This window comes from Acidobacteriota bacterium (genome assembly GCA_030697165.1).
Lineage (GTDB): Bacteria > Acidobacteriota > Vicinamibacteria > Vicinamibacterales > UBA2999 > 12-FULL-67-14b.
In genome coordinates this window covers 313,669-332,755 of record JAUYQQ010000008.1, presented here as the reverse complement: position 1 = coordinate 332,755, position 19,087 = coordinate 313,669, and the positions used below count along the sequence as shown (strand labels likewise).

Below are 19,087 nucleotides of genomic sequence, written 5' to 3'. Positions count from 1 at the left end.
CCATGTTGGACAAGCTCAAGATTCCCGAGCGGAACTACCTGAACAACGGTCACGGCCTGGCGTCGTGGCTGCTGACCAAGGACCACAAGCGGATCGCGATCATGTACCTGATCTCGATCTCGGTGATGTTCTTCCTCGGCGGCCTGTTCGCCGTCGGCATCCGCCTCGAGCTGGCGACGCCGCAGGGCGACTTCGTCTCCGCCGACACCTACAACAAGTTCTTCACCGCGCACGGCGTGATCATGGTGTTCTTCTTCCTGATCCCGTCGATTCCGGCGGTGCTCGGCAACTTCCTGATTCCGCCGATGATCGGCGCCAAGGACCTGGCGTTCCCGCGGATCAACCTGCTCAGCCTCTATATCTACTGGATCGGCGGCGTGTTCACGCTTTATGCGATGCTGGCGGGCGGCGTCGACACCGGCTGGACCTTCTACACGCCCTATAGCGCGACCGGGTCAAACAGCAACGTCGTGCCGGTCGCCCTCGGCGTCTTCATCGCCGGGTTCTCGTCGATCCTCACCGGCCTCAACTTCATCGTCACCATCCACCGGATGCGCGCCCCCGGCATGACCTGGTTCCGCCTGCCGCTGTTCGTGTGGGCGCACTACGCCACCAGCCTGGTGCAGGTGCTCGGCACGCCGGTCATCGCCATCACCATCGTGATGCTGTTCGTCGAGCGCGCCTTCGGCTTCGCCATCTTTGACCCGGCCCGCGGCGGCGACCCGGTGCTGTTCCAGCACTTGTTCTGGTTCTACTCGCACCCGGCCGTCTACATCATGATCCTGCCGGCGCTCGGCGTGCAGAGCGAGCTGATCTCGACCTTCTCGAAGAAGACCATCTTCGGCTACAGCTTCGTGGCGTTCTCGTCGCTGGCGATCGCGGTGTTCGGGTTCATCGTGTGGGCGCACCACATGTTCGTCTCCGGCATCTCGACCTATGCCGCGATGGTGTTCTCGTTCCTGAGCTTCTCGGTCGCCATCCCGTCGGCGGTCAAGGTCTTCAACTGGACGGCGACGCTCTACAAGGGCGCCATCTCGTTCGAGACGCCGATGCTCTACGCCTACGGCTTCATGGGCCTGTTCGCCATCGGCGGCCTGACCGGCCTGTTCCTGGCCACGCTCGGCATGGACATCCACCTGCACGACACCTACTTCGTGGTGGCGCACTTCCACTACATCATGGTGGGCGGCGCGATCATGGGCTACATGGGCGGCCTGCACTTCTGGTGGCCGAAGATCACCGGCCGGATGTACTCCGAGTTCTTCTCGCGGATTGCCGCGATCCTGGTGTTCGTCGGCTTCAACCTGACTTTCCTGCCGCAGTTCGTGGTCGGCTACCTGGGCATGCCGCGCCGCTACCACTCGTATCCGGACGAGATGCAGGTGCTGAACGTGATGTCGTCGGCGGGCGCCAGCGTGCTTGGCCTCGGCTACGCGCTGCCGGTGATTTACCTGCTGTGGTCGCTCAAGAAGGGCGAAGTCGCCGGCCCCAACCCGTGGGGCGCCTCGGGCCTCGAGTGGCGCACGCAGTCGCCGCCGCTCACCGAGAACTTCATCGAGGTCCCGATCGTCGAGCACGAGGCCTACGAGTACGAGCACGTCGTCGCCAAGGAGAAGCATCTTGTCTAACCCGGTAGTGCACGCTGACGGGCACGGCCAGGCGCACGCCGCCCACCACCCGGCGCTGCAGCACCATTTCGAGACGATGGGGCAGCAGAAAGAAGCTGCCGTGGTCGGGATGTGGGTGTTCCTGCTCACCGAAATCCTGTTCTTCGGCGGCCTGTTCGCGGCCTACATGGTCTATCGCATCTGGTACTTCGATGCGTTTGCCGAGGCCAGCCGTTCGCTCAGCCTGTTCTGGGGCGGCCTCAATACCGCCGTGCTGATCGGCAGCTCGCTGACCATGGCCATGGCCGTGCGCGGCGCTCAGACCAACAAGCGGACCGCCACCGTCAACTGGCTGATCCTGACGATGATCCTGGGCGGCGTCTTCCTGGGCGTCAAGGTGATCGAGTACGCCGACAAGTTCGAGCACCATCACGTGCCCGGCTACAACTTCCAGTGGGCCGCGGCACACGAAGCGCCGGCGGCCGGGGCAGCTGCCGCGCCCGCCGCGGCTGCGGCCGCGGAGCCCCATCGCGAGCTGACCCTCAGTCCCGAGCAGCTGCAGCTGACGACCCAGATCTACTTCAGCCTGTACTTCACCATGACGGGCCTGCACGCCCTGCACATGATCATCGGCATCGGCATCATGCTGGTGATCACGTGGATGGCGTATCACGGCCGGTTCGACGAGCATTACTACACGCCGGTCGAAATGGCCGGCCTCTACTGGCACTTCGTCGACATCGTCTGGATCTTCCTGTTCCCGCTGCTTTACCTCGTCGAGAGGCACACGTAATGTCTGGACACGTTTCTCCCGTCAGCCTCTACGTCACCATCTTTGGCGCGCTGATGGTGTTGACCGCGGTCACCGTCGGGGCGGCCTTCATCGACCTCGGCCAGCTGAACTTCTCGGTGGCCATGCTGATCGCCGGCTTCAAGGCGACGCTGGTCATCTGGTACTTCATGCACGTGAAGTACGCGAGCAAGCTGACCAAGCTGACGGTCGCGACCGGCCTGTTCTTCCTGGTGATCCTGCTCGGGCTGTTCATGGTCGACTACGGCTCAAAGGCGCTCACGCCGATGCTGCCGAGTCTGCAGTAGGTTCAAGCGCGAAGGTTCAAGCCCGCGGGTTCAATCACGTGGGTTCAATCACGTGGGTTCAAAGGCGCGCGAACACGTTGTAGCGCGCCTCGTTCGTTGCTCCGCCGTCCCCCTTCACCACTTCCATCTGCACCGCCGAGACGCCGATCTCGGCGAAGGCGCGCAGCATCCAGCGTTGGTCGAACCTGGCTTCAGGGACGTCCAGCAGCGCCACCGCGTGCGTGGCCTTGGCGGCCATGCGCGCCAGCACGCCGCGGGCGTAATCCACATCGGGAAAGGCGCCGAAGGCGCGGCACACCACCACTTGCCACGGTTGGGCGGGATCGAGCTCGGTCAGGAGGCCGGTTGTAAAGCGCCCCTCCGGCATCGCGGCTTTCGCCTCGGCGATGAGCGTGGCATTGGAGTCGAGCCCACCCACCATGAAGCCGTTGTCGTGGAAGGGAAGCAGGAACTCGCCCGTACCGCAAGCGACCTCGAAGACTTCGGTGCCGGGTCCGATATCGAGCGTCTCGGCGACGTGCTCGACGTCCTCGAGCCTCACTGCTTCTCGAAGGCCGCCAGGTCGATCGTGGCCGTATCGACCTGCACGGACGCGACCTTCGTGCCGCTGGGCACGCGGAACGGGAACGAGCACTGGTATTCGGGCTGTGAACCCGGATCGATGATGGCGACCGAGGTGTTGTAGACCTTGCCGGAGGCGTCGGTCAGCACCGGTTTCTTGACGATCGTTTCCTTGAACGCGGGTGTGACCTTGAACGCCATGGTCACGACGGCGAACTCTTCGCCGGCCCTGGCGTTGCCACGCTGGGAGTTGGTGGTCGGTGGACAATCAACCAGGGGCACATTTTGCGCGCGCGCGACGCCGAGCGCGGTGATCTCGAGGCCCTGGTAGTTGGTCGGCCGGCCTGACTGAATCGCCAGGCCGGCTTCCACCTTCGCCAAGGCTACGGCGGACAAGCCGAGAATCGCCATCACGGCCAACTTCATCACAGCGGCGCGTCAGGATTGGCGAGCGTGCGCCACATGTGCGAACTGGGGGTGTTGTCGTTACCGAGCCCTTCCTTCGGTGTCTTGAAGTGGCGCCCGATGATGTCCTCGAACGGATCGATCGAGACCTTCGCGTTCGGGTCGAAGGCGTACAGGTCGTTGACCGTCACCAGGCGCGGCTCCATGTACCACTTGTGGTTGCGGAGCATCTTGTAGGTGGCCTCGATGTGCGGCGGCGGCACGTAGTCCTGGCCGAAGATGCGGTAGTAGAGATCCGGATACTCGTAGCCCGCGTCGGCGTCGGCATAGAACCGCAACGTCTGGTGATAGCGGATGCCGAACGTGGACTTCTCGGGGATGTACGGCTCGAACAACTGCGCGCCCCACCACCCGTGGTCGGCCTTCATCAGTGCCTGCGCGCAGTCGTGCAGCAGGCAGGCCAGGATGATCTCTTCCGACATGCCGGTCTTGAGCGCGCGCGTCGCGCTCTGCAGCACGTGGTTGGCCGGCGCGAAGCGCAGGCGGAAGAAATCCTGGAGGGTCGGGTTCTTGGGCATCTCCGGGAGGCGCTTGACGTTGCCGCCGCGATTGCCCGAGGTGAAGACGTTGCCCGCGCCGCGCCGGAAGGAGCGCGTCTCGATCTGCGCCTCGAGCTCGGCGACAGTCGGAAACTTCTCCTGGCCACTGGCGGCGGCGGCCTGCTCGTCGAGCTGGTCTTCCATCCAGTGCTCGAGCGCGTCGGCCTTGGCCTCCGAACTCATCAGGCTGACGGCGGTGGTGCCGCCAAGGCTGGCGATGAAGGCTCTGCGGTCAATCTCCATGGGTGTCTCCCTCGCGAGACGATAGACCCATTGGGCCAGGGGTTCAACCCAAATTCACAGCCCTTGGGCCGCCACAGCCTCGGGGACGGCGCCTTGCGTCGTGAGGTCGGTGAGCCATTTGCTGGCGAATTCGCGGGCCGCGTCGGTGGCCGGCTTGCCCGCGCGAAAGCACATCTTCCATTCGGCGGGTTTGGCCTCGAGGGCCGCGTCCGCGAACTTGCGCACTTTGCCCTGCTCGACCAGCCGGGCCGTGTAGTCGATGTCGCGCGTCCCGTCGAGAAACGCGCGGAGCCGCAGGGCGACCAGCGCCCGCGGGTCGGCCGGATAGGCGGCGTCGAACGCCTTCGTCGCGGCCGCGTGCGCGCTGACCTGCTCGGTTCGCTGGGTCTTCAGGACACTCTCGAGTTCGGCCTTCCGCGGCCCCGTCTCCATCGCCGTAAACTGCGCGCGCATGGTCTCAAAGCCTTCCTCGAGCGTCGCCTTCTGTTCCGGGGTGATGGCGTCGCTGCCAAACTGCTTGCGCAGGGCCTCGACCTGCTGCTCGAAGCCGGCGCGTTGCTTGGCCAGCACCTGGTCGGCGGTCAGCTCGGCGGGCAATGGGTCCGGGCCATTGGCCTCGCGATGGTCGGCGTAGCGGCGCCTGAACTCATCGCTCTCGACAAACGCGCGCGCCAGCGTCGTGGCGGCATTTACCATGGCGACTTTGGCCTGTGGCGTCGCGGCCGTGAACACTTCGGCCTTGCCGGCAACCGACACCGCGCCGGCCATGAACGAGTCGAACACGGCCTCCCGGGCGCGCCCTTCGGTGATGCCGACCTGCGTGGTCACGGCTTGTCCGGCGAGCGTGGTGCCGACGGCGATCGCCGCGAAGAGGGCGCCAATGACGGGTCTGCGATTCATGTCGCCAAGAATAAGGGCAAACACGAAGATCACGAAGGACACGGAGCACTCTTCTTTACACGAACAACAGGTCGGTCTTCGTGGTCTTCGTGACCTTCGTGTTAGGAAAGGCTAATCCGCCCGTGTCGCCGTCAGCGGATCCACCCGAACGGCGCGCCAGGCCGGCAGGATGCTGCCGGCCACTGCCATCAGCAGCGCCAGGCCGGCGGCGGCCGCGAAGACCGTGGCGTTTGCCGGTTCGACGCCCGCCAGCAGCGACTGCATCGACCGGGCGGCGGCATAGGCCACAGTGACGCCAATCGCGACGCCCATGCCCGCCAGCAAGGCACTTCTGCCGGCGACCATCTTCAGGATGTCGCGCGCGGTTGCGCCGAGCGCGATGCGCACGCCGATCTCACGCGCGCGTGCCGACACCGTGAAGGCGAGCAGCCCGTGAATCCCGATGGCTGCCAACAGGACGGCGGCGGCCGCGAACGCGCCGAGCACGCGCAGTTGGACCACCCGCGGCGCCGTCTCGAGCGTCATCACTGCCTCCAGCGTCCTGATGTCGGTGACCGGCTGCTGACTGTCGGCGCGGTTGATGATCGCCCGCACGGACGGGATCAACGTTGTCGACGTTACGGTCGAGCGAATCACCAGGTCCTTGGGCACATAAAAGGTGAGCTGGCCGTCGAACTGCTGCGCGGCCGGCATGTAAACCTGCGGTTCGCTTTCGCGCTCGAGGCCGCGCACCCGGATGTCGCCGACCACGCCGACAATGGTGCGCGCCGCGAAGGCGACCGCGAACTGGCGGCCGACGGGATCCTGGTTGGGGAAGTGCTCGCGCGCGAACGATTGGCTCACGACGGCGACCCGCTGGGTGTTGAGCGTGTCACTGGAGGACACGTCGCGTCCCTGCAGCAGGGGTGTGCCCATGGCGTCAAAGAACCCGGGTGTCACAAAGCGCACGCTGGCGCTTCGCTGGTCGCGCGGATCGGGCGCCACGAAGCCGCCGGGACTCTCGGGGTCCTCGGCCGTCGTCAGGATCGGCCAGATTCCGCCGCGCATCGTCATGGGCAGAAAGCTGATGTACGCGGCCCGCGTGACGCCCGGCAGCGCGTGGACCTCGTCGAGCACGCGTTGATAGAACTGCTGGCGCGTCGTCGTCAATTCGTACTTGGGGGTGGGGAGCGCCGTGCGCAACGTCAGCACGTTGGTCGCGTTGAAACCGGGATCGATGGCCTGCACGCGCAACAGCGCCTGGATCATCAAGCCCGCCGACACGAGCAGCACCACCGCCGCGACGATCTCGGCAACAACCAGCGACGAACGCAGGCGTTCGGTGCCCCGTCCGGTGCCGCCGCGCGCGCCTTGCTTCAACGCCGACCCGTCCGCCCGGCGGCAAACCTTGAGCGCCGGCAGCACGCCGAATGCGATGCCGGTAAGCAGCGTTAACACCGCCGCGCCACACAGCATCCGCAGGTCGAGCGGCGGGACCTCCGCAATCGGCAGCATCGAGGGCACCAGGCGCACGACGAGCGGGGCCGACACCACGGCCAGCAGGACGCCGAGCGCACCGCCGGCGCCGGCCAGCAGCAGGCTGTCGGTGAGCATCTGGCGGACGAGCCGATCCACGCTTGCGCCAACCGCCGCCCGCACCGCGAACTCAGTGCGTCGGGACAAGGCGCGGGACATCAGGAGGTTGGCGAGGTTGGTGCACGCGATCAGCAGCACGCACAGCGATGCCGCGACCAGGGCCGTTAGCAGCATGCGCGATTGGGCCCTGACCTCGTCGCGCCAGCGGAACGCGCCGGCGCTGGTGTCGGCCAGCTCCTTCGGGTGCTGCTGCCTGAGTTGCTCGGCGATGACCTGCATCTCCGAACCCGCCTGCTCGAAGGTGACGTCCGGCTTCAGCCTGGCGATCACGCCCAGGTAGTGGTTGTTGCGATCGTCGTCGCCGGTCTGAGGGTTGAACCGGAACGGCCGCCAGAAGTCGCTCTCACGATCGGGAAAGATGAAGTCGGGCGGCATCACGCCGACGATCACGGAGGTGGCGTCGTCGAGCGCCAAGGTCTGCCCGAGCACGTTGGGGTCGGCGCCGAAGCGCGACCGCCAGAGCCGATCGCTGATCACAATGGGATTCTGGTCCGACGCGATGTCCGACTCGAGCAAGGTGCGGCCCAGGGTCGCCGTGCGGCCGAGCAGCGTAAAGGCGCCGCCGGTCACGCGCTGTCCGGCAATTCGCTCGGGTTCACTGCCGCCGAGCAGCGTGGCGGCGGTCCCGGTGTAGGCCTCGACCCCCTCGAACGACGAGGCCAGGCGCTGCCAATCCAGGAAGTTCGGCGGCGACGGCTCGAGCCGTGAGTTGCCGCGCGTCAGCTGCGTTTGCCACAGCTTGACAAGCCGTTCCGAGTTTGGGAACGGCAGCGGCCGCAGCAGCACATGGTCGGCGACTGAGAAGGTCGCCGTGGTCGCGCCAATGCCCAGGGCCGCGACGACGATGGCGGTGATGGTGAAGCCCGGGGTGCGGCGGAGCGACCGGACGGCGTACTGCAGGTCTTGCTGCGTAATATCGCCATGCACGCGGGCGGCGTTGAGGAGCGCGTCGCCGAGTGCGCGCAACAGGAAGACGATCCGCCCAAAGCCGCGGGTGGCCTGCCACTCGCGGGCGAACACCGCGCTCATCTCGCCGCCATACTCGGCCCGAAACGACCGCGGGTAGAGCCGCAACAGCGCGCGATAGAACCGCATCACGCCTTCCCCGGCATGAAACCGCTGGCGCGGGCCAGCTTGATGAGGTCGGTGAGCCGCGAGGCCTCGGCCTGCGCGACCGCCTGGCCAAACCTGGTAATGGCGTAATAGCGACGACGCTCGTCGTCCATTTCCGGCGCCGGCCGCTCGTGCGTCTCCACGATCAGGTCGTCATCGAGCATGCGCTGGATCGATCGGTACAGCGTCCCCGGGCTCAGCCGGACCTCGCCCGCCGTGCGCGCCAGCACTTCCTGGATGATGGCGTAGCCGTGGCGGTCTTCGTCGGCCACGGCCATGAGGATGTGGAACACTGCCGGCGGGAGCGGCAGCAGGGATTCGGGACGGGGTCCAGACGGGCTCATTCCGTAACTATATCCATGGTGGATATACCTTCCATGGACATAGACGGAAGGCGCCGGCAAAAGGTTTGCGGGCCCCGTCGGCCGGGCCCGCCCGGCTAGCGCTGCGGCGTTGGCGCGGGCGCGGTGACGATGCTGAAGGTGAGGCTGGTAAACATCATCTCCTCGAACGTCTGGTCGCCCCAGCGGACGTCCTTGGTCGGATCGGGATTCGACTTATTGGCCGGCGAGTTGTCGTACCATGCCGAGGCTTCGAGCTTCGTGCCGGCCGGCAGGCGGAGCGGCTCGCGGAACACGTACTCGTGCTGCCAGTCGAAGTCGTAGTTGGGGACCGACAGAATGGTTTCGCGCCGGCCACCCGGGTAGACCACCTCGTAGCGCCAGCGAATACCCCTGACGTGGGTGTGGGGCACCATGCTGAAGAGCAGGATGTCGCTGTTGATGGTCATGCTGGCGTCAACGCGATGATTGGCGGCTCCCGGCGGGATGTGCAGGCTGCCATTGATGAGGGGCGTTGACCTGAGCGCGACTCGAGGAGGCGCGGCGGCGAATTTGATGCCGAAGCGCGACCGATCGGTGGTCGCCTGGCCGATGGTGGTGTAGTGCATCTGGAAGACCAGCGAATGCCCCGCCGGCAGCAGCATGGCGGTGCCCTCGGGGAAGCGCCGCACTGAATTGCCGGGCACATAGCCGCCAATCGAGGGGCTGAGCGGACCGGGACGCGGCCGATCGTTCGGACCCGCCGCCTTGCGTTGATCGGGAGGCAGCGGCGGTCCGCCGGTCTGCCCGGCGGGAATCTGGGTATTGCCATCGAAGGTGAAGATGGGCGTCGGCCGTGCCGCTGCTGTCCGTGCCGCACCACCTGCCGGAGCTGCCGCCGGCGGCGCCATCGTATAGACGATCACGTGATGCACTACCTTGGGATTCCCGGGCCGCAGTTCCCACGCCTGAATCCACCGGTCCTCGGCGAAGTTGGCCGGCACCACGAGGTACTGATAGTCAACGACCCCGGTGGCCGGGATGGGGTAGTCCTCCTGCATCGACAGCACCGCGTCGGGCTCGCCAATGCTCCAGCCATTGGGATACCGCGGCGCCGGCGGCAGGTCGGCCGCGTTGCCTTCAGGCGCGCCGCCCTTTGCCCAGCGGTCGACTATCGACTTCTGGGCGTCGCTCAGGCGGCGCTCGTTGACGAACGCGCCGTACGCCGGGTCGGCGTGCCATGGCGGCATGGTGCCGTCGGCCACCCTGGCGGCGATCGCGCGCGCCCACGGCCGGGTGTCCTTGAAGGTCACGAGCGACATTGGCGCGATCTCGCCGGGCCGATGGCAGGTCACGCAGTTCGCGAACAAGATCGGGGCGACGTCCTTGTTGAAGGTGGGAACCGCCGCGCCCGGCGCGGTCTGCGCCGACGCCGGCGAAGCCCCCCACGAGCCAAGCAGTACCACCGCCACCACCACCCAGTGCGTCATCGCCATGCTGAGACTCCTTGGCCGCTCCGGTACGGCTGAGCCAAAGAATACGAGCGCCCGCCGCTGTTAGCAACCGGCAAGCGCTCCGCACTCAACGAGCGGGCTTCGACTGAACCGTGACCCGGTGGCCGCGGATCTGCGTGCGTTTCAGGGCCGTAATCACGCGTTCGGCGTGCTCGTCGGGGATCTCGACCAGCGAGTAGTCGTCGTGAATCTTGATCGCGCCGATCACGCCTGACGGGATCTTCGCTTCGCCGGCAATGGCGCCAACCAGATCCGCCGGCCGGATGCTTTCGTCCTTGCCCACGCTGATGCGCAGCAAGGTCATGGGGCCTTCGTCCCTCGGCGCCCGTGACGCCGGCCGCGGAGCACGATCGTAGTCACGCGCGGGCGAGTCGTACGAGCGTGACTGACGCTCATCCACCACCGGAACGTCGCCAACCACCGTCTTGTCGGCGCTCTCGTTGGCCATGGCCACCGCCGCGGCGGCAATGTCGATCATCTCGAATTCCTGGGCGAGGGATTCGACCAGCTCCTTGGTGTCGTCGAGTCCGCCCGCGGTGATGCGCTCGCGGATCGCATCCTTGGCCGCCTCGAGCCGGCGCTTGCGCAGGTCGGCCTCGGTCGGCAGCTTCCCAATCTCCACCTTCTGCTTGGTGAGGCGCTCGACGTACTGCAGGAATCGCTGTTCGCGCGGGGCGCACAGGGTAATCGCCACGCCCTCGCGGCCAATGCGGCCGGTGCGGCCAATGCGGTGCACGTAGACTTCCGGCGCCGTCGGCAGGTCGTAGTTGATCACGTGCGAGACGTGATCGATGTCGAGGCCGCGGGCGGCGACGTCGGTCGCCACCAGGATGTCGGCCTTCTCGCTGCGGAACAGCTGCATCACGCGGTCGCGCTGCTTCTGCATCATCCCGCCGTGCAGCGCCTGCGCGCCGTAGCCGTGCGCGTTCAGCGTGTCGGTGAGTTCATCCACCTCGAGGCGCGTGCGGCAGAAGATGATCGCCGACTTGGGGCTCTCGAAGTCGAGGATGCGGCTGAGCGCGCCGGTCTTCTGGCCGCGGCCGACGATGTAGGCGACCTGGCGGACCTGGGGGAGCTTGCCGGCGGCGCGCTTCTCTTGCGCGATCTGCACCTTCTTCGGCGTCTTGAGGTGCTTGCCGGCAATCGACAGGATGCGCGGCGCAAAGGTCGCGGCAAACAGCGCCGTCTGCCGCGTCTCGGGCGTCTCGGCGATGATCGCGTCGATGTCTTCCGAGAAGCCCATGTCGAGCATCTCGTCCGCTTCGTCGAGCACCACCATCTCGATCGTCGCCAGGTTCAACGTCTGTCGCCGCAGGTGATCGAGCACGCGCCCCGGCGTGCCGACCACGACTTCGGCGCCGCGGCGCAGCGCGCGGATCTGGTGATCCATCGGCGCGCCGCCGTAGACCGGCACCACGTTCAGGTTCGAGCCCTTGGCGTATTTGTGCAGCGCCTCGGCCACCTGCATGGCCAGTTCGCGCGTCGGCACCAGCACCAGCGCGCGGGCCTTGCCACGATTGGTCTTGGTGTCTTCCGCCAGCCTGTTCAGCAGCGGCAGCGCGAACGCCGCCGTCTTGCCCGTGCCGGTCGCGGCCTGGCCGAGCATGTCGTGGCCGGCGAGCAGCACCGGAATGGCTTCACGCTGAATGGGCGTGGGTTCTTCGTAGCCCAGTGCCGATACGGCAGCAACGAGGGGCGCGGCGAGTCCGAGCGAGGCGAAACCGGACGTGTCGCCGGCGGTTGGGGTCTTCATGTGAGTTTTGTTCTCTGTCTTTCGTTGCGGTCTACTGTGGAGGCAACCCTTTAGGGTTGCCTATTCGTTGGCCTGGCAGTTGGTCTTGAGCCAATCGGCATAGCCTGATTCGTCGAGTTCACCCGCGGCCAGTGCCAGCGTCTGAATGGTCGCATCGACTTCCGATGCGCTGAACGTCGCTCCGTTCCGTTCGAGGAACATGATCGCGATCGTGAAGCCCGTCCGCTTGTTGCCATCAACGAACGGATGGTTCTTCACGACTCCGAACGCGTACGCCGCAGCCAATTCGAAGTTCGTCGGCTGGCCGTAGGCCAGCAGGTTCTCCGGGCGGGCAAGAGCAGAGTCGAGCAGGCCGCTGTCACGAACGCCAGTGGCGCCGCCGAAATCCGCCAGCAGCCGCTCGTGGGTGGCGAGCACCGCATCCCGAAGCAGCCAGAACGGCGCCGTCACTTGGCGAGTTCGCGCAGAGTGTTACGGTAGCGACTGATTACACTGTCGGCTGCTTCCATCTGCTTCTTGAACTCGTCGTTCGACGGACCTACGCGCAGGCTGCCATCGACCGTTTCGGTCACGCAGATGGTGTCTCCTTCGCCAACCTTCAGGTGGTTGAGCACTTCCTTGGGAAGCACCACCCCAACCGAGTTGCCGATTTTGCGGAGCTTGAGCTCGACGACCATGCGCTATTGTATCAACAAATGTTATAACACCCCAACTACTCATTCCGGAGCGCGACGATCGGATCCACCGTCGTCGCGCGCCTTGCCGGTAAGTAGCTGGCAATAAAGGCGATAGCCGTCAGGAACAGCGCCACACCAATGAAGCTGATCGGGTCGCTCGGCGTCACGTTATAGAGAATGGAGGCGATCACGCGCGTCGCGCCAAAGGCGCCGATGACGCCCACGGCGACGCCGATGAGCGCCAGCGTCACGCCTTGCCGGACGACGAGGCGAAGCACGTCGGCGCGCTGCGCGCCGAGCGCAATGCGCACGCCCATCTCCTGCGACCGCTGCGACACGGAGAACGACAGCACCCCATAGACGCCGATGGCGGCGAGAAACAGCGCCGCCGCGCCAAAGGTCCCGAACATGAACCCGAACAACCGGTATTGCCAGAAACTCGACTGGCGCAGGTCCTCCATGGTCCTGACGCTGAAGATCGCGAGGCCCGAATCGGCGGCGCGAATCTCGCCGCGAGCGGCGGCCGCGAGTGCCGACGGGTCTCCGGTTGTGCGAATCACCACTCCGCTGTTCTGGAACACTGCGAAGGGCAAGGGCACCAACGCCACCGGCAGGGGCGCGTCGTCCGTCATGTCGTACTGACTGACATCTGGCGCGACGCCAATCACGGTGAACCAATCGTCGGCGGTCGCCTCGGCCAACCGGAATCGCGCTCCGACGGGGTCGCTGCCAGGCCACAACTTCCTGGCCATGGTGTCGTTGATCACCGCCACCGCGGTGCGGCTCACGCCCTCGGCGGGGGTGAAGTCTCGACCCTTGATCGGTGTGAGCCCCAGCGTCCGTTGGAATCCCTGGGTAACGGGAATATAGAGAACGCGCGGCTCCTCGCCGCTCGGCACGGCGCGGCCGTCCACCACGACCGCCCGCTCGCCGCCGCCACCGCCGTCCAGCGGGATGAAGTTGGAGGCATAGGCCGCCTCGACTCCGGGCAGGCTCTCAATGCGCCGGATCACGTCCTCGACGCGTTGATGGCGTTGCTCCGGGCGTGGATACGCTTCGGTCGTCATGAAGAAGCGCAGGGTCAGCAGCGGGCTGGTGTCGAAGCCGGCACTGGCGCTCTGCAGGTTGATGAAACTGCGCACGAACAAGGATGCGCCCACGAGCAGCACCAGCGCGAGCGCGACTTCAGCCACCACCAGGCCGTTGCGAACACGGGCGCGGCGGCCGCTTTGTCCCGAGCCGCGCGCGCCGTCGCGCAGGGCCTCGGTCAGGTTCAGCCGTCCCGCCTGCAGCGCCGGCGCCAGGCCGAACACGAGTCCAGTGAGCGCCGAAACGACCACGGTGTAGGCAATGACGCGGGGGCTGATCGACCAATCGATGTAGTACGGAATGTCATCCCGTGGTACCGCGCCGTCAAGCAGCCAGACGCCAAGGTAGGCGACCGCCAGGCCGAGGGGCGCGGCGGCAAGACCGAGCAACACGCACTCAGTCAGCAACTGCCGAACCAGTTGCGCACGTCCGGCACCGAGCGCCGCCCGAACCGAGAACTCGCGCTGTTTGCCCGATGCGCGGGCCAGCATCAGGTTGGCCACGTTCGCGCACGCAATCATCAGCACCAGCGTGACGGCGCCCATCATGGTCAGCAGCACCAGCCGGACGTCGTCGGGAATGAACTCTTCGGCCATGGGTCTTGCCATGGCGCTCCACCCCTCGTTGGTCGTTGGATACTGCGCCGCCGCCGTGGCCGCCATCGCGGCGACATCCGCGCGGGCCCGCGCCAGATCGACGCCGGGTTTCATCCGGGCGAATATCCAGAGGCTGCGACTGCTGCGTGGGTCCGCCGCGGCCAGCGGCCCCAGCGGGATCCACACTCGCTGATTTTCGGGAAAGCGGAAGCCGGGCGGCATCACGCCGACGATCGTGTGGGGCCGGCCGTTGACCGAAACGGACCGGCCAATAGTCGAGGCGTCGCCGTTGTAGCGCCGCCGCCACACATCGTCGCTGATCACGACCACGGGTTCGGCGCCGACCTGATCGTCCTGCGGCGTGAGGTGGCGGCCGAGCGCTGGCGGGATGCCCAACGTGGGAAACAGGTCCCAACTAATGGCCGCTCCGTCGAATTGCTCAGGCTCCGCGCGATCGGCCAGCGTGATGGTGCGGCTGCTGACGGCGACAATGGCCGACAACGTGGTGGTCTGTCGCTTCCAGTCCTGCAGGCCCTGGTACGAGACACCGGCCTCGCGGATCCCGCCACGCTCGAACGTTTCGTTCAAGATCAACAGGCGCTCGGCCGCTGCATACGGCAACGACTTGATCAGGACGCCGTCGACCATGCTGAAGAGGGTCGCGTTGATGCCGATGCCCAGGGCCAGGCACAGCACGACCAGGGCGGTGACGCCGCGGTCGGCGACGAGGCTGCGAATGGCGTATTTGATGTCTTGGAGCAGCATGCCTCTGGGATATACGGCCGGCCGTTAGTTAGTGTTCGCCTCCCGTGGCCCCTCAGACCGGCCAAACCCCGTGGCTACGGCCAGAATCACGACGACGATCAGCGCCCAGGAGTAGATGTTGTGCATGCCGGCGTCAAAGGCCGAGATCCGGGGCATCCCCAAGGCGACTCCCGACTGCGTGGCGTTGGAGGAGAGAATCGTCGGCAGGAAGTACGGCAGCAGGAAGGGCCAGGTGCAGACCGTAAGATCGAGCAGGTTGGCGCGGCGATAGGGCCCAATGCCGGCCCGCCCGCCCGTGGCGGCCGCGAACGGACCGACCGCCAGGACCGCGACCACGCTGTGCGTCGTCAACAGCACCGCCGCCGACACGGCCGCGACGATCCCGGCTTCGGCGCGCATGGCGCTGGCCGCGTGCCCGGCACGCGTGACGAAACGTTTCAACACCCCGGTGGCCTCGAAGCCCGAGACCAGCGCGACCAGCAGCAGGGTGAACACCGACACCCCGACGCCGCGCTCGAGACCATCGATGATCAGGCTGCGGGCCGTGAAGCTGCCGGCCTCGAAGCGCAGCAGTTGATCAGCGCGCAGCAAGCCGAGTGCGAGACCGAGCACGATCGCCACTCCCGCACCCGCGATCAGCGATTCGACCAGGTGCCGCTTCAGTAACAGCATCACAATCACCAGGATCGGGACCAGGATCATGGGCAGGCCATCGGGCCGGCCAACCGCCGCGGCGATCGCTCCGGCGGTGGGTGCTTCGACAGCGCCGCCGGCCACGGCGTACGCCGCCAGCGCGACCGCGGCCGCCGGCAGCACGTACTTCAACCGCGCCCGCACCGTGCCGGCGATGTCGGCCTGCTGCGTTCCCGCCGACGCGATCGTGGTATCGGAAATCGGCGAGATGCTGTCGCCGAATGTCGCGCCGCCAAGAATGGCGCCGATCAACATCGCGGGCTCCGCACCAGTCGCCGCGCCGGCCGGATAGAGCAGCGGCCCGCCAATGATAATGGTGCCGAAGCTCGTGCCGGTGGAGGTGGCGACGAGGCAGCACACCACGAACGCGGCGGCGACGTAGGCGCCGCCGCCTACGCCCGCCGAGCGCGCCAGCCAGATCAGCGCCTCGACAAAACCGGCGGCGCCGAGCAACGTGCTGAGCACGCCGGCGAGCAGCCAGGCCATGATCATCAGCATGACGATCGGCTGGGCCATGCCGGCCAGCAGCGCGTCGCAGTAGCGGTGCCGATCGCGGGCCAGGGCAATGCCGGTGGCGATGGCCGCCAGCAGGATCGGCCAAAAGCCGCGTTCGTCGGGCGCGCCCATGAACGCGAGCCACCCCACGCCGCCGAGGAATACTGCGAACGGCGCCAGGGCGCCGGCGATTCCGCCGCGCATCACGACACTGGGGCGCCCGCCTTCAGTCGGACGGTCAATTGCCACTTCCGGCATCGGCGCTATAGTACCCGCCATGGCGGATCGTGACGACAGCTTCGAGCTGTATGACTTGCGCGTGGCAGTCATCGCCACCGAGCGGGCCATGGTCTGCAGCCATGCCGCGGGCGATTGGTTCGAGGTGCGCGGCGAAAACCTGACGCTGCCGGCCGGGCAGGCGTTCTCGATCTACGCGCTGGCGGCGCTGCTGCCGCTGCTGCCCGCCAAGCAGCGGGTGACGCATGCCCACGACTGGATGACCACCGACACCGATATTGCGTGCCCCGATCCCAACTGCGGCGCGCGGTTCCGGATCACGCGCCTGGGCAAGCGGACCTTCCGCCATCGTGACGTGACGGCCGTACCCCTGCCACCAGCATGAGCATTCCGCGGATCGCGATCGCACCGGGATACGACATCTCGCGCATCCTCAAAGGCGGCTGGCAGCTGGCCGGCGGCCATGGCACGATCGATCGAGCGGCGGCGCTCGACGACATGGCGCGCTTCGTGGACGCCGGCATCACCACGTTCGACTGCGCCGACATCTACACCGGCGTCGAGGAACTGATCGGCGCCTTTCGGCGCGGCCGGCGCGGCGTGCCGATTCAGGTCCACACCAAGTACGTTCCCGATCTCAACACGCTGGCCACCGTCACGCGCCGCGATGTCGAGGCCGCTATCGATCGGTCGCTGGCGCGTCTGGGCGTGGCGCAGCTGGACCTGGTCCAGTTCCACTGGTGGGACTACGCCGTGCCGCGCTACGTCGACGTGGCGCGATGGCTTGATGACGGCCGCCGTGCCGGCAAGATTGCGAACCTGGGCGCGACGAACTTCGACAGCCGCCGGCTCCGCGAGCTGATCGACGCGGGCGTGTCCCTCGTGTCGAACCAGGTCCAGTATTCAGTGATGGACCAAAGGCCTGCCACGGCGATGAGCGCGCTCTGCGAGGAAGCGGGTGTTCAGCTGCTGTGCTATGGCGGCCTGGCCGGCGGCTTCCTGTCGGACCGCTATCTCGATCGACCGGCGCCACCCGCGCCGCTCGATAACCGATCGCTCGTGAAGTACCGGTTAATCATCGATGAGTTTGGCGGGTGGGACGGCTTTCAGCGGTTGCTGCGCGCACTACACGACGTGGCCACACGCCACGGGGTCACAATCGGCACGGTCGCGCTGCGCTGGGTGCTCGATCGGCCGCAAGTGGCCGGCGTCATTGTCGGGGCGCGCCATGGCCGGCACCTGGCCGACCTGCAGACGGTGGCGGCCCTGACGCTCACGCCGGCCGACCTGGCGACGATTGCCTCGGCGCAGGCCGGCTCGGCCGGCCCGTCAGGCGACGTTTACGAGCTGGAGCGGACACCGGGCGGCGCGCACGGCTCGATCATGCGCTATACCCTCAACGCCGGACCCCACAGTCCGGTAGAGTGAATGGTCGGAAGTCATCCATGCGCATAGTCATTGTCGGCGGCGGTGAAGTGGGGTCGGCCCTGGCCCGGGCCCTGGCCGCCGAACACGAAATTGCGGTCATCGATAACAACCCCGCCATCGCGGATCGCTTCGCGTCCCTCGATGTCGATTTCGTTCACGGCAGCGGCACCAGCGAAGACGTGCTGGCGCGCGCCGACATCAAGGGGGCCGGGTTCTTTATTGCCTGCACCGGCCTCGACGAAGTCAACATCGTGGCCTGCGCGATCGCGAACCGCATCTCGAGCCCCGAGACCATTTGCCTGGTTTCGCGCGCCGACTTCATCGGCTCGTCCAGCAACGCCGGCCTGGCGCCCTTCGGCATCAACCGCGTGCTGTGGCCCGAAGCGCAGCTGGCCGTGGATATCGAGCAGGTGGTCACCGCGCCGGGCGCGATCGATGCCGAGGTCCTCGCCGGCGGCGTGGTCCGGCTGCTCGAATACAAGCTGGACGACTCGTCGCCGCTGGTGGCCGCCCCGGTGGGCGCGTTGCACTTGCCGCGCGGGTCGCTGATCGTCGCCGTCAAGCGCGGCGGCAGGCTGTTCGTGCCGCGCGGCGCGACGCAGTTGGCAGCGGGCGACAAGGTCATCCTGATGGGCACGCCCGAGGCCATGCGCGAGGTCCAGAAGATCGTCCAGCCGGGCGCCAACCAGGGGCGTCAACGCGTCACCATCATCGGCGGCGGCGACGTCGGTCTCGAGGTGGCCGAACGCCTCGAGAAGGCCGACAACGTTGACGTGCGGATTGTCGAGCGTGGCCAGGAACGGGGCGCCCTGCTGGCCGCGCGGCTGAAGCACACCCTCGTGTTGAACGGCGACGGCACCGACCTGGAGTTCCTCGAGTCCGAGGATGTCGGCCATAGCGATGTGCTGGTGTGCGTGATCGACAACGACGAGCGCAACCTGCTGGCGTCGCTGCTCGGACGCCAGCTCGGTGTTCCGAAGATCGTGACCCGGGTCAGCCGCCCTGGCAATCTCCGCCTGTTCGAACGGGTCGGCATCGACGTGGCGCTCTCGGCGCGCGGCGCCGCGGTGGCGGCGATCCTGCACCAGATTTCCGGCGGCACCTCCAGCCTGCTGGCCGTGCTCGAGCACGGTGAAGCGCGCGTACTCGAGCTGACCGTGTCGAAGGACTTCGAGCCGCGGCAGCTCAAGGGCATCGGCACGCCCGAAGATGTCATCGTCGCCGCCATCCTGCGCGGCGACCACGCGATTGTGCCGCGGGGCGACGACCGCATCGATCCCGGCGATCGCATCCTCGTCTTCTGCACGCGCGCGGCGGCGCCCCGGGTGCAGGCCTACTTCAGCGGCACGGGTGCGTAGT

18 protein-coding genes are annotated in these 19,087 nt (G+C 66.8%); 6 read left to right on the top strand and 12 right to left on the bottom strand.

The features are described from left to right. Window positions 1–2: 2 nt before the first annotated feature. The 3 genes from ctaD to Q8T13_07750 are packed head-to-tail and all read left to right on the top strand — an operon-like array spanning window position 3 to window position 2,705. Entirely contained in the window at window positions 3–1,628 is a 1,626-nt protein-coding gene (gene ctaD / locus Q8T13_07760) for a cytochrome c oxidase subunit I (protein ID MDP3717643.1), read from the top strand. Beyond that, window positions 1,621–2,400: a cytochrome c oxidase subunit 3 family protein gene (locus Q8T13_07755; GenBank protein ID MDP3717642.1), complete on the top strand. Its 780-nt coding sequence runs from the start codon at window positions 1,621–1,623 to the stop codon at window positions 2,398–2,400. Before ctaD ends, Q8T13_07755 begins: the two co-directional genes overlap by 8 nt. After that, a complete protein-coding gene (locus Q8T13_07750; protein ID MDP3717641.1) occupies window positions 2,400–2,705 on the top strand; it encodes a cytochrome C oxidase subunit IV family protein in 306 nt (101 codons plus the stop codon). Before Q8T13_07755 ends, Q8T13_07750 begins: the two co-directional genes overlap by 1 nt. A gap of 58 nt (window positions 2,706–2,763) precedes the next feature. On the opposite strand, the gene Q8T13_07745 is transcribed toward Q8T13_07750, so the two are convergent. From Q8T13_07745 to Q8T13_07690, 12 genes are all read right to left on the bottom strand, one after another. Next, complete coding sequence (locus Q8T13_07745) at window positions 2,764–3,246, bottom strand: hypothetical protein (GenBank protein ID MDP3717640.1); 483 nt, start codon at window positions 3,244–3,246, stop codon at window positions 2,764–2,766. Then, window positions 3,243–3,692, bottom strand: coding sequence for a hypothetical protein (locus Q8T13_07740; protein ID MDP3717639.1), 450 nt, complete (start codon window positions 3,690–3,692; stop codon window positions 3,243–3,245). The genes Q8T13_07745 and Q8T13_07740 overlap by 4 nt, the downstream gene beginning before the upstream one ends. Next, window positions 3,692–4,513: a hypothetical protein gene (locus Q8T13_07735; protein MDP3717638.1), complete on the bottom strand. Its 822-nt coding sequence runs from the start codon at window positions 4,511–4,513 to the stop codon at window positions 3,692–3,694. Before Q8T13_07735 ends, Q8T13_07740 begins: the two co-directional genes overlap by 1 nt. 54 nt (window positions 4,514–4,567) lie before the next feature. Next, window positions 4,568–5,413, bottom strand: a complete 846-nt coding sequence (locus tag Q8T13_07730) for a hypothetical protein (protein ID MDP3717637.1) — start codon at window positions 5,411–5,413, stop codon at window positions 4,568–4,570. Window positions 5,414–5,524: 111 nt separating this feature from the next. Continuing rightward, window positions 5,525–8,143: an ABC transporter permease gene (locus Q8T13_07725; protein ID MDP3717636.1), complete on the bottom strand. Its 2,619-nt coding sequence runs from the start codon at window positions 8,141–8,143 to the stop codon at window positions 5,525–5,527. Beyond that, window positions 8,143–8,505 (bottom strand): PadR family transcriptional regulator, encoded by a 363-nt coding sequence (locus tag Q8T13_07720; protein ID MDP3717635.1) that lies wholly within the window; start codon window positions 8,503–8,505, stop codon window positions 8,143–8,145. Before Q8T13_07720 ends, Q8T13_07725 begins: the two co-directional genes overlap by 1 nt. Before the next feature lie 95 nt (window positions 8,506–8,600). After that, window positions 8,601–9,977, bottom strand: a complete 1,377-nt coding sequence (locus Q8T13_07715) for a thiol-disulfide isomerase (protein ID MDP3717634.1) — start codon at window positions 9,975–9,977, stop codon at window positions 8,601–8,603. Window positions 9,978–10,062: 85 nt separating this feature from the next. Next, the gene (locus tag Q8T13_07710; protein ID MDP3717633.1) at window positions 10,063–11,748 is read right to left on the bottom strand and encodes a DEAD/DEAH box helicase; all 1,686 of its coding nucleotides are present in this window, start codon (window positions 11,746–11,748) and stop codon (window positions 10,063–10,065) included. 60 nt (window positions 11,749–11,808) lie between these two features. Further along, entirely contained in the window at window positions 11,809–12,198 is a 390-nt protein-coding gene (locus tag Q8T13_07705; GenBank protein ID MDP3717632.1) for a type II toxin-antitoxin system death-on-curing family toxin, read from the bottom strand. Beyond that, window positions 12,195–12,425 carry an AbrB/MazE/SpoVT family DNA-binding domain-containing protein gene (locus Q8T13_07700; GenBank protein MDP3717631.1) on the bottom strand — a complete coding sequence of 77 codons (231 nt, stop codon included), beginning with the start codon at window positions 12,423–12,425 and terminating at the stop codon, window positions 12,195–12,197. Before Q8T13_07700 ends, Q8T13_07705 begins: the two co-directional genes overlap by 4 nt. 35 nt (window positions 12,426–12,460) lie before the next feature. Continuing rightward, window positions 12,461–14,875: an ABC transporter permease gene (locus Q8T13_07695; GenBank protein ID MDP3717630.1), complete on the bottom strand. Its 2,415-nt coding sequence runs from the start codon at window positions 14,873–14,875 to the stop codon at window positions 12,461–12,463. A gap of 24 nt (window positions 14,876–14,899) precedes the next feature. After that, complete coding sequence (locus tag Q8T13_07690) at window positions 14,900–16,321, bottom strand: Na+/H+ antiporter NhaC family protein (GenBank protein ID MDP3717629.1); 1,422 nt, start codon at window positions 16,319–16,321, stop codon at window positions 14,900–14,902. A gap of 19 nt (window positions 16,322–16,340) precedes the next feature. Here Q8T13_07690 and Q8T13_07685 point away from each other — a divergent pair, with 19 nt between their 5' ends. The 3 genes from Q8T13_07685 to trkA are packed head-to-tail and all read left to right on the top strand — an operon-like array spanning window position 16,341 to window position 19,086. After that, the gene (locus Q8T13_07685; protein MDP3717628.1) at window positions 16,341–16,685 is read left to right on the top strand and encodes a TIGR04076 family protein; all 345 of its coding nucleotides are present in this window, start codon (window positions 16,341–16,343) and stop codon (window positions 16,683–16,685) included. Beyond that, complete coding sequence (locus Q8T13_07680) at window positions 16,682–17,728, top strand: aldo/keto reductase (protein MDP3717627.1); 1,047 nt, start codon at window positions 16,682–16,684, stop codon at window positions 17,726–17,728. The genes Q8T13_07685 and Q8T13_07680 overlap by 4 nt, the downstream gene beginning before the upstream one ends. Before the next feature lie 17 nt (window positions 17,729–17,745). Then, entirely contained in the window at window positions 17,746–19,086 is a 1,341-nt protein-coding gene (gene trkA / locus Q8T13_07675) for a Trk system potassium transporter TrkA (protein MDP3717626.1), read from the top strand. Window position 19,087: the final 1 nt, after the last annotated feature.